We start from the raw sequence: 9,742 nt of genomic DNA, 5'->3' as shown, positions 1-9,742 counted from the left end.
AGCGGGCAACAGGCGCTGAAGGAAGGAAAAATTCACGACAATTATCCGAGTGATGCGATATCGCGCTTGACCACTATTGTCACCTGCAGGTTCACACAAAGTGTGGAAGAGCCATTTTCAACGTGTTGCTGACAAGGCTGCACTTTCGCTGCAAAGGACTGTATCGACATCTCATTCCCACGCCGTTCAAGTGGCCGCAAAGCCGTGTCACCGTAAACATGGCGCAGTGGCGGGGACCCGAGACGTTGGGTCAAGCCGCTAGGCGCTGATCGCCCAATGGCTTAGCCGCCACCCACACCTTGCAGCACCTTGCCCGTCCCATTGCACATCGTGCAGCATACGCCGTTCACTGTCCCGGTGCCATGGCACGCTTGGCAGATCGCCTCGCCCACGCCCGGCGCATCCGGCCCAGCCTCATCACCAGGCGACAGCGGCTTGTCCGATTGTTTCATCGTGTTCCTCCATTTAATGTCGACACTAACCGGTATGAGAGGCACGCCTTCGCCGGTTGGCGTGGAATGCCTCGTACCCGCCAGTGTACGAAGGTAAATTTAGCAAAGGCTATTCCTAACGAAGTGCGCGAGCCAACACCCCGCAGCCGACATACGGTTACGTTGACCCGTCCCGAGACGCTCACGCAGCGCCGTGCGCCCGTCGTATCATGAAATCAATGTCGCATCGCTCAGTTGACGCGACGTCGCATTATGGTGGGCGGTCGCGCTGCTCGCCGGCGCGGCACTACGCTTGAATCGCGGCAAGTCAGGCAAGCCGGCCGGATTCGCATGACGCTGCTGGTGGATTTGGCCGCATGCCTGTCGATGCAGCAGGTGAACGTGCTGCCATCCCGGCCGGCAAGCCAGCGGGATCGCTCACCATGCCGGATCTAATCGGGACGCTCTCGCAGTTGCACGCTCTCGCAGTTGTGATGCCAGTTCCACTCCAACGGTGCAACGGTGGGCCAAGAAAGCGGACATATCGAGGAACAATCCGATATCCAATGGCGTACGGTCAACAAAGATGATCGGATGGAATGCGAATTGACGCTCGTCGTGCAGCAAGGCAGTGGCGTCGCTGAATGGCCCACTTTGCCGGGTAGCCCATCTACCGCAGCGAGTCATGACTGGTACGGCACAACGCTGCACGTCCCATCGCGCACTGGGCGGAAACCTTCGCGCTGCGGGCCCATGGGTTGCTATTACCAGCATGCGCGCGCCGGTGTCGCGCGACGATCAACGAACAGGAGCGTGTCATGACTGAAAACCAACGTCCAGAACCCCCATTGCCACACCAGCAGCAAGCCACGGTGCCGGGCCACACTGGCGGCATGCAACCGCAACCCGACCATGGCGAGCACTCATACCAAGGTTCGGGCCGCCTTGCCGGCAAAGCGTCGATTATTACCGGAGGCGATAGCGGAATCGGACGCGCGGTAGCCATCGCATTTGCTAGGGAAGGCGCTGACGTGTTAATCGCCTATCTCGACGAGGATGATGATGCGCGCGAGACAGCGCGCTGGGTCGAACAGGCGGGGCGACGTGCCGTGCTTGTGCGCGGCGATGTGGCGCAGCGCGAACACTGCGCGCGGATTGTCCAGCAAGCCGCTGATGTATTTGGCAAAATCGATGTCGTGGTCAACAATGCGGCGTTTCAAATGACGCATGAGTCGCTGGACGAGATTTCAGACGACGAGTGGGACAACACGTTCGATACGAACATTGGAGCAATGTTCAGGATCACCCGGTCCGCGCTGCATCATATGAAGGCGGGCGGCTCCATCATCAACACCACATCAATCAATGCCGATCATCCGAATCCGACCTTGCTGGCGTATGCCGCCACCAAGGGGGCGATCCAGAATTTCACGGCGGGATTGGCGCAATTGCTTGCGCAAAAAGGCATTCGAGCAAACTGCGTGGCGCCTGGGCCCATTTGGACCCCATTGATCCCCGCAACGATGCCGGCGGAGAAGGTCAAGCAATTCGGCGCGCAGGTGCCGATGAAACGGCCCGGACAGCCGGCCGAAGTAGCCCCCGCGTATGTGATGCTCGCATCCGACGAATCGAGCTATGTTTCAGGGGCGACGATCGCGGTAACGGGCGGCGCACCGATGCTGTAGGCGCGAGTCATGCAGGCCGGCCTCACCCGTGCCGGCGCAGGGGTGTCGGGCGGCAAACGGGCGGCCGAGCGGATGCAAAGCCGGCTGCGGCCGCCACCGCTCATCGGGTTGTCTCGCCCGCCGCCGCGGAAGAGCTCGCCTGCGCCAGAATCTCGTTCAAACGCTAGGCATCGAACGGCGCTTGTGTCTTGGTATTCAAAATAGCACAATACGCGGCGGCGCATGATGGGTGTTGTCCGACACGGGCAGCATCGCATCGTCAGGCAATCCGCCTTGCGCCCAGCACGCTATGCGGCGCGTCCAGCGTTGCAGCGCCGGGTCGCTATATGCGGCGCCGGCGTACTTGTTCTCGGTGCTGTACAGGCGCAGATAAACGAAGTCGGCCGTGACATCCTCGATATAGGGCCAATGTTCGGTGGAATCCCACGACCGGGGCGGCATGATAGCGGCGCAGCAGGTGAATGAACGGCGGATTCACAAAGCGCTCGTGACGTACCTCGATCGCATGTCTAAGCTTGCGGTTATGATGGAGCGCCAAATAGGACTGCGCAATATGACGATCATGCCCGCTGGCGAGTTTCCCGCGCCGCCGGCATGTCCCGGAGCTAATCTGAACTGACTTGGTTGACGTGTAGCGGGCCTGCGCGCCACTCGCCCCGACGTCGATCCGTCTGTAGCGCGCAGTCAGATTACAGACGCGCCCGCTGCGGGCGCGATCTCTCACGATACGACAGTGCGCCCCCGGTGATGTCAGCCTGCCTCGCCAAGCAGGCTGGCACAGCGCGCCACGAGTCGTTCGCGCATCAAGTGCGGTCGCCGACGTCCTTGGACACTTTCTTCTGCAACTGCGCCTTGCGCTGTGCAATACGCGCGCCAAGCTCAGCCAGGTCCACGCCTGCCTTGCGCAGCGCGGGGAACAGTACCGACTCTTCCTCGCTGACATGATGCTGGACGTTTTCCGACAATACCTTGAACGCAGCATCGAAACCATCGTCCCCTGGCCGGGAGCCCCGTAGTTTCTCCATCAAAGTCTTAACGAGAAAATGCTCGACATAGGCTTGGTCGACTTCCTTTTGCGGCTGCCCCGACAGCGCACGATGCGCCGCTGGATACAAAATTTCTTCCTCGATGATGGTATGCATGGCCAATTCGTCGCACGCGCGCGTAACTAGCGTTGCCTTGGCGTCGGGATCGTCATCGGGCGTCTTGTCGAACGTATCGAATAGCCGCTGGACCGCGCGATGGTCCGCCTCCAACAGTGCAATCGCGTCCTGCTCGGCTGCATGCGTAGTGCCGACATCATGAGATGGTATTGTCGAAGATTGCGTGGATTTTTGGTGTGTCGCAGTAGTAGTCATGTTCGCTCCTGTGGGAAGGTCTACTGCGTTTAGCAAACGACGCGCCCGGCCCCGTGTCGCCGAGCCGCCGCATGGCACGGCATGAGCATTGTTCCCGCCCGAAGTCAGCCCCGCACGCGGACGGCGAGTTAGGCGCTGGCAGCCCATACCGCGCGCTCGCCTTATGCTCGCGAGTAACGATGTTTTATAGATCGCATGCCTGATCATCAAAGGCGGTTCGCGTCCGGAAGCCGATGCCCGGCTTTCGGGACAAACTGACGTCGCCGAGATCGCCCAAATGCTGACCGTTACGCGCTCGACGGGGGCAATCAGGTTGCACCAGGGCCGACTCGAGACGCGAAGGACGGGCGCCGCGCGACCTATCGATAACCCAAGCGATTCGACCGATGCGAGCCCAGGACCAGCGCGTGCCGTGGTCATGTGCTGGCACGAGGGTTGCTGGTTCCGGGCATACAGCGTCTCTTTCAAGGAGGATTGTCATGCCAGAAAGAAAGACTATGGCTCGAGCGCGGGCCGACAAGCGTGCGGGTAAATCGGCTAGCACGCAGGCCGGCGAATTCGTCAAGGAAGAGATCGAACATGTTCGGGCCGGCAAGCATGGTGTGCGCTCGGCTAAGCAAGCCGTGGCCATCGGGCTGTCAAAGGCGCGGCGGGCGGGCGTTGAGCTGAAGCCGCCGAAGAAAGGCACCGTCAGCGAGTCAACCCGCAAAAAAACGGCCAAAGACAGCGCGGCGGGTCAGCACAAGACGACGGGTTCCGCGAGCAACGAGAGCCGAGCCAAGCGCTCGCGCACGACGACCTCTGTACTGCGGCGCGAGCATTCGGACGGTGCCACACGCGAGTCGATGTCAAAGCAGGCCAGATCCGCCGCGGCTAAACGGCCAGCCGCCAGCCGCTCCGCTGCGGCCAAGCGTGCAGCCAAGACGAAGGGCGCGGCCGGCCGCTCTGCTGCCGCCAAAAAGGCTGCCCACACGCGCGCCGCACGCGCATACCACTAAGAGGAACGGGCGCGGGACGGCCGGGTCGCGCGCCCCCGTCCCGCGTAGCCGCCTCGTATCTACGCGGCTGCTCCGTTGACTACGACGTCCGCCTAAGCGGTGCTGGAGCGGACTACCTGTGCTGCCGTGGCGTTACCCCGAGGTGCTTCTTTATGGCCGTCGTCATGCGGCTTTTAATTGCGTGCCGTGTCCAGTCTTGTTGTTCCGTACGTCACGCTGAACCCTCTAGTTTTTCGCTCAACGCGCAATTCCGGCTCGCGTTTCTCTGCCCATTGCCATAAACCACAAAAGGCGGCACACAAGCTCGACCCCAGTTCGGTGAGTTCGCCAAGTATTGCCTGAAGCGATCCCAGAAGGAAACCTAAATAAATACTAGAAAAGAGTGCGCGCAAGCCTGATGCTAACGGGCGGCTGCCTTGTTTTAGTCCGTGCTGGACAAGACGCTTCGCACCAACGGATAAAAACCCAAGAAAGGTATAGCACTCAAACAGTCAATTGATTTGGCTGCCGCAGACGACGTGATCACTACGTCACGACGCAAACGCGCCCAAGACGAAATTCGTAACTTTGTGCAAACTACATGCTGCTCGAAGAATGGCGACAAGTTACGCCGCCGGAAGTGAAGGTAACCAAGGAATACGCGGCATACTTGTTGCACGACTTCTACGATGATCATGAAAAGGTGCTGGCATTGCTTCGACAGAAGAATCGCATCGCTGACGAAGACCGCACATCAGAGGACGAAGGATAACGGTCGCGAGTGGTCACGCCCTGTCGTAACTGTTGATCTTGTATCGGAGCGCATGCCATTCTTTCCGCCGGGCAGGCAACTGTCTGTCACCCTGTGGGGTGTCGAGCCAAACGACGACAGAAGCAACGCAGAAAGAAAATCAGCCTAAGCATTAATTTAAAGTAAATTCTTGGTGGAGCGGAGGATGATTGAACTCTCGAGCTTCGCATTGCGAATGAGGTTTCGATCCGCCTAGGCCCATCTGATCCAAGTTCTCGATTCCGAAGAGCTTTTCAGCAATTTATCCAAGTTCTTTAAATCAAACAGTTGCCGAATATTTGGGGCCGCGCACAAATTTCGGTAGATTCGAGTACACGCTGGGATTCAGTATCGTACCGAAAAATTCCACTATCGAGTGGAGCAGATTTGGAGCGTCGGCCCGTGAATAATCATGGCAGCACAGCGATGTCATGGGTAAGCATTCGGCGGTGTGGGCCGAAGTCTGTATCGACGAAGCACGCGGCACGATCCTCGTGCCGTCAGCGGGGCGGCAGCAGGCCGGCGACGGGCGACGGTGCAGCCGGCGATTAGGTCTTTGAGCCAGCGCTGTCGACGGTCGGCGCGGCGCGCGGCGGAGCGCGCGCGGGTTCAGCCCCCAAGGCGCAACGTTCCCACGCGAAGCAGCACGCGGCAGCTTGCCCCGTTGATCAGTACAAGCGCGCGATTCGTTCGCATGCCTTGACGGTTTGAGTGCGGCACCACGTGCAGTCTGGCTGACCGGGCAGGGGCGTGGGATAACAATGTTGCTGCAGGGAGCAGCGTGCAAAATTCAACGCAGCCGATAACGTAATATATTGCCCAATATAACGAAGATGAGGAACGCAATGTTGCATGAACGCTTCGCGACGAGTGTCCGTGCGCTGTGCCTATCGCTGTCGTGGTTCGTGCACAGTGCGCTCGTGCTGGCGGCGATGGCCGTGGCGGCGGCGCCCGATGTCGCGCTGGCTGGCGAAGCCGGCACGGTACGGGTATTGTACGCCGGGTCGCTAGTGCAGGTGATGGAGCGCTCCATCGGGCCGGCGTTCGAGAAGGCGTCGGGGTTGGCGTTCTCTGGCTATGGCGCCGGCTCAAACAAGTTGGCCAACGAGTTGAAGGGTAAGCTGCGGCGTGGTGACGTGTTCATCAGCGCCACGCCGAAGGTCAATGTAAGCCTGGACGGTGCTGCGAACGGCAACTTGGTTAGCTGGTATGTGAATTTTGGCGAGTCGCCGCTGCTGCTCGGTTACAACGCAAACAGCCGCTTTGCGGCATCGCTGAAGACTGAACGCTGGGACAAGGTGTTGCTGCAGCCGGGCATCCGGATTGGGCGCACGGATCCGAAGCTCGATCCGAAGGGGGCTTTTACGCTCGAGGCGGTGACCCGCGCCGCGTCGCTGTATCGGCAGCCGGATCTGGTGCAGCGCATGCTCGGGACACCAGACAATCCGAAGCAGGTGTTGCCGGAAGAAACGCTGATGGGCCGCCTGCAGTCGGGGCAGCTCGATGTGGGCTTTTTTTATTCGACCGAGACGGCGCAGTTGCATGTCCCGACGGTGAAATTGCCGAACGAACTCGCGGTCAAGGCCAGCTATACAGTCACGATCTTGAACGACGCGCCAAACAAGGAAGGCGCGATGCGCTTCGTGACGTTTCTGCTCGGGCCGAAGGCGCGTGCATTGCTGCGTGACGCCGGCATCGACGTGATCGTGCCGAGTGTCGGCGGCGAGCGCACACAGGTCCCTGCGCGCGTGCAAGCCATGCTCGATGCGGCGCGATGACGCTGCAACGTGGCGGTGGCGGCGCGAGGCGGCGGCGCGCCACGCCCCTGGGGTGGCTTGCGGCGTTGCTGGCGCTTTATCTGTGCGCGCCGTTCATCGCCGTGCTGCCGCAGCTCACGCACGCCGACTGGCGCGCGATCGAGCCCGGGGCGCTTGCCGAGGCAACTGCCGTGTCGGTGGGCAGCGCGACGCTGGCCACACTGCTGATCGCGCTCACCGGAATCCCGCTCGGTTATCTACTGTCGCGTTCACGCTCCAGATGGGCAAGCGTGCTCGGCTTTGTCGCGCAATTGCCCTTGGCGTTGCCGCCGCTGTCCAGCGGCGTGCTCCTGCTGTTTCTGCTCGGTCCGTACAGTCCGCTTGGCACGTTGGCTGGTGGCGGGTTGACTGATTCGTTCGCGGGCGTCGTGCTCGCGCAAACTTTCGTGGCTGCGCCGTTTCTGATCGTGGCTGCCCGTTCGGCATTCGATTCTGTCGATCCGGTCCTGGACGACGTCGCGGCCACGCTGGGGCATGACGCGCGCACGCGCTTGTTGCGCGTCTGGCTGCCGATCGCCTGGCCGTCCATCCGCGCCGGCATGGTGCTCGCGTGGCTTCGCGCATTCGGCGAGTTCGGCGCCACGGTGATGGTAGCCTACCATCCGTACTCGCTGCCGGTGTATACGTATGTGGTGTTCGGCTCGGTGGGTCTGCCCGCGATGCTGCCGCTGCTCGCGCCGACGTTGGGCATCGCGCTGGCATTGTCGCTGGCGGTCACCGTCCGTCTGCGGCCATCGCGCCCGGTCGCCATTGCCGCCCCGGGCGACGAGCTCGACCCATTGCGCCCGCTCGCCCGTGCAGTCGTGCCTGTGCCACGTCCTTCCTCGGGCGGCACGCTGGCGTTTCACCTCACGTGCACGCTCGACGATTTCGTGCTCAATGTTCAATGGCGCGCGCGCAGCCGGCGGTTGGCGATCATCGGCGCGTCCGGGTCCGGCAAGTCCCTTACGCTGCGCATGATCGCCGGTCTGCAGCATGGCGCAACGCACTCGGTTATCGTCGATGGTGAAGTGATGACGGCCAGCGCGCCGCAGTCGCGGCACATGGCCTATGTGCCACAGGACTACGGTCTTTTTCCGCATATGAGCGTTGCGCGGCAGCTCACGTTCGCCGCCGACGCCGACCCGGGTGCCGCGCGCTACTGGAGCCTGCATTTGGGGATCGCGCCACTGGCGCAGCGCCTGCCAGCACAGCTTTCGCTTGGCCAGCGGCAGCGCGTGGCGCTGGCGCGCGCATTGGCGCGCAACGCGCGCGTGATCTTGCTGGACGAGCCGTTCTCCGCGCTGGATACCCCGCGCCGGCGTATGTTGCGCGAGATGTTGCGCACGTTGCAGCGGGAGATCGATGCGATCACGGTCCTCGTCACGCACGATCCGGATGATGCGGCGTTGCTAGCCGACGAAATGCTCGTGCTGGACCGCGGACGCGTGTTGCAGCAAGGGCCGACGCGCGCGCTATTCGAGCGGCCGGCCAGTCTGAAGGTGGCGCAGTTGCTAGGTATCGACAACGTTGGCGAGGGCACGTTGGTGGCCGGCGGCAAGGTGGATATCGGCGGCGTGTTGCTCGACGTGCGCGACGGCGGTCTGCCGGCCGGTACGCGGCTGATGTGGCGCGTCGATGCGCGCGGCGTCTCGATGAGCGCGCAGGGCCGGCACACCGCAGTGGTGGAACGGGTGTATGAATCGCATGGCGAGACGCGCGTGGCGGTGCGACTGGGCGCCGCGCTGCTTCATTGCCGTGCGCCATCGGACGCTGACGCGCGTACAGCGTGCGGGTTGCACGAGCGCGAAGGCCAGTGCTGCCGTGTTGATATCGCGGCAGGCACGACTACGGTGTGGCCCGTGACGCCGTAGCGGCTCGTGCGCCCAGCACCTCGTTCATCAGCTCGCTCATCCGTTTCCAATGCGAGCCTTCCCAGTAGAGCCTGCCGCATACGTCGCAGGTTGAAAACCGGTCGCATCGCTCGCGCACACTGGGCGGAACCCGCGCGAGCACGGCAGCCTTATCGACTCTGCGCAATGGCGCATTGCAGTGCAGGCAGAGGTGCAATGGCCGTGCCCGTGTGTGCAGCGATAGTCGCGCGGCGACTTCACGCAGTTGTTCGAGCGGATCGAGCGCGCGCACATAGCACCCATGCTCGATGCCGCGCCGCTTGAGCAACTCGCGGTCGCGCGTGAGCACAATGCGTCGTTCCTGCGCGGCGATTCGCTCGACGTCGCGATCGTCGATGCGGTTGTCGTACAGCGTGTCAAAGCCCGCCATGCGCAGCAGACGCGTGAGTCGGCCTAGGTGGGCGTCGGCGAGGAACCGCAACGGGTCGGGCAGCGTGCCGCGCAGCGGCACCGGGGCGCGCTCGCTGGGCGGATACACTACCACGCTGTCCCCGTCGGCGAGCGCTCGCTCGAAGCCAGCCGCCTCGCCATTGATGACAAGCCGTCCCACTTCGGTATGAGGCACGCCCAGCGCCTCGATCGTGTGCTTGACCGACGCATTGCGCGCGTACGATGCGGCGAATGTCCGCTGACGCAGTCCCACAGGCAGAAACGCGTTCAATTCAGCGTGGAAACGGAAGCTCGCCGTGGTCATCACGCCAAGCCGATACCGGCTGCCTTGGCAAAAATCGCGAAATTGAGCATGGTGCTCTCCGGCAAACATGGCATCGGCCAGTCGTGGGCGACGCTTCG

9 protein-coding genes are annotated in these 9,742 nt (G+C 62.2%); 5 read left to right on the top strand and 4 right to left on the bottom strand.

Annotated elements, in window-relative coordinates; translation table 11 throughout:
- Window positions 1-281: 281 nt before the first annotated feature.
- On the bottom strand, window positions 282-452 hold the full coding sequence (locus tag KQH60_RS13960; protein ID WP_237577019.1) for a hypothetical protein: 171 nt from the start codon (window positions 450-452) through the stop codon (window positions 282-284).
- A 797-nt stretch (window positions 453-1,249) separates the two neighbouring features.
- On the opposite strand from KQH60_RS13960, the gene KQH60_RS13955 reads away from it, so the two are divergent.
- The gene (locus KQH60_RS13955; protein WP_237577018.1) at window positions 1,250-2,116 is read left to right on the top strand and encodes a glucose 1-dehydrogenase; all 867 of its coding nucleotides are present in this window, start codon (window positions 1,250-1,252) and stop codon (window positions 2,114-2,116) included.
- Between the two features lie 195 nt (window positions 2,117-2,311).
- Here the strand turns inward: KQH60_RS13955 and KQH60_RS13950 are convergent, their stop codons facing one another.
- Both KQH60_RS13950 and KQH60_RS13945 read right to left on the bottom strand, forming a co-directional pair.
- Window positions 2,312-2,557, bottom strand: coding sequence for a DUF72 domain-containing protein (locus tag KQH60_RS13950; protein ID WP_237577017.1), 246 nt, complete (start codon window positions 2,555-2,557; stop codon window positions 2,312-2,314).
- A 362-nt stretch (window positions 2,558-2,919) separates the two neighbouring features.
- Entirely contained in the window at window positions 2,920-3,474 is a 555-nt protein-coding gene (locus KQH60_RS13945; RefSeq protein WP_237577016.1) for a hemerythrin domain-containing protein, read from the bottom strand.
- 479 nt (window positions 3,475-3,953) lie between these two features.
- On the opposite strand from KQH60_RS13945, the gene KQH60_RS13940 reads away from it, so the two are divergent.
- The 4 genes from KQH60_RS13940 to KQH60_RS13925 all read left to right on the top strand — a co-directional run bounded on the left by KQH60_RS13940 (window position 3,954) and on the right by KQH60_RS13925 (window position 8,911).
- Window positions 3,954-4,472 (top strand): DUF6496 domain-containing protein, encoded by a 519-nt coding sequence (locus KQH60_RS13940; RefSeq protein WP_237577015.1) that lies wholly within the window; start codon window positions 3,954-3,956, stop codon window positions 4,470-4,472.
- Window positions 4,473-5,052: 580 nt separating this feature from the next.
- On the top strand, window positions 5,053-5,223 hold the full coding sequence (locus KQH60_RS13935; RefSeq protein WP_237577014.1) for a hypothetical protein: 171 nt from the start codon (window positions 5,053-5,055) through the stop codon (window positions 5,221-5,223).
- Window positions 5,224-6,173: 950 nt separating this feature from the next.
- On the top strand, window positions 6,174-7,019 hold the full coding sequence (locus tag KQH60_RS13930; RefSeq protein ID WP_237577025.1) for an extracellular solute-binding protein: 846 nt from the start codon (window positions 6,174-6,176) through the stop codon (window positions 7,017-7,019).
- On the top strand, window positions 7,016-8,911 hold the full coding sequence (locus KQH60_RS13925) for an ATP-binding cassette domain-containing protein (protein WP_237577013.1): 1,896 nt from the start codon (window positions 7,016-7,018) through the stop codon (window positions 8,909-8,911). The genes KQH60_RS13930 and KQH60_RS13925 overlap by 4 nt, the downstream gene beginning before the upstream one ends.
- Here KQH60_RS13925 and KQH60_RS13920 read toward each other — a convergent pair.
- Window positions 8,886-9,644, bottom strand: a complete 759-nt coding sequence (locus KQH60_RS13920) for a Mut7-C ubiquitin/RNAse domain-containing protein (RefSeq protein WP_237577024.1) — start codon at window positions 9,642-9,644, stop codon at window positions 8,886-8,888. The genes KQH60_RS13925 and KQH60_RS13920 overlap by 26 nt on opposite strands.
- Between the last annotated feature and the right edge of the window lie 98 nt (window positions 9,645-9,742).

This window comes from Mycetohabitans sp. B8 (genome assembly GCF_021991875.1).
GTDB lineage: Bacteria > Pseudomonadota > Gammaproteobacteria > Burkholderiales > Burkholderiaceae > Mycetohabitans.
The sequence above is the reverse complement of the archived record's forward strand: the minus strand, read 5'-3'. Positions and strand labels throughout refer to the sequence as shown.

Bases quoted from the DNA above. Each gene is read 5' to 3' on its own strand.
- KQH60_RS13960 (WP_237577019.1), bottom strand. From the start codon at position 452: ATGAAACAATCGGACAAGCCGCTGTCGCCTGGTGATGAGGCTGGGCCG.
- KQH60_RS13955 (WP_237577018.1), top strand. From the start codon at position 1,250: ATGACTGAAAACCAACGTCCAGAACCCCCATTGCCACACCAGCAGCAA.
- KQH60_RS13950 (WP_237577017.1), bottom strand. From the start codon at position 2,557: ATGCCGCCCCGGTCGTGGGATTCCACCGAACATTGGCCCTATATCGAG.
- KQH60_RS13945 (WP_237577016.1), bottom strand. From the start codon at position 3,474: ATGACTACTACTGCGACACACCAAAAATCCACGCAATCTTCGACAATA.
- KQH60_RS13940 (WP_237577015.1), top strand. From the start codon at position 3,954: ATGCCAGAAAGAAAGACTATGGCTCGAGCGCGGGCCGACAAGCGTGCG.
- KQH60_RS13935 (WP_237577014.1), top strand. From the start codon at position 5,053: ATGCTGCTCGAAGAATGGCGACAAGTTACGCCGCCGGAAGTGAAGGTA.
- KQH60_RS13930 (WP_237577025.1), top strand. From the start codon at position 6,174: ATGGCCGTGGCGGCGGCGCCCGATGTCGCGCTGGCTGGCGAAGCCGGC.
- KQH60_RS13925 (WP_237577013.1), top strand. From the start codon at position 7,016: ATGACGCTGCAACGTGGCGGTGGCGGCGCGAGGCGGCGGCGCGCCACG.
- KQH60_RS13920 (WP_237577024.1), bottom strand. From the start codon at position 9,644: ATGACCACGGCGAGCTTCCGTTTCCACGCTGAATTGAACGCGTTTCTG.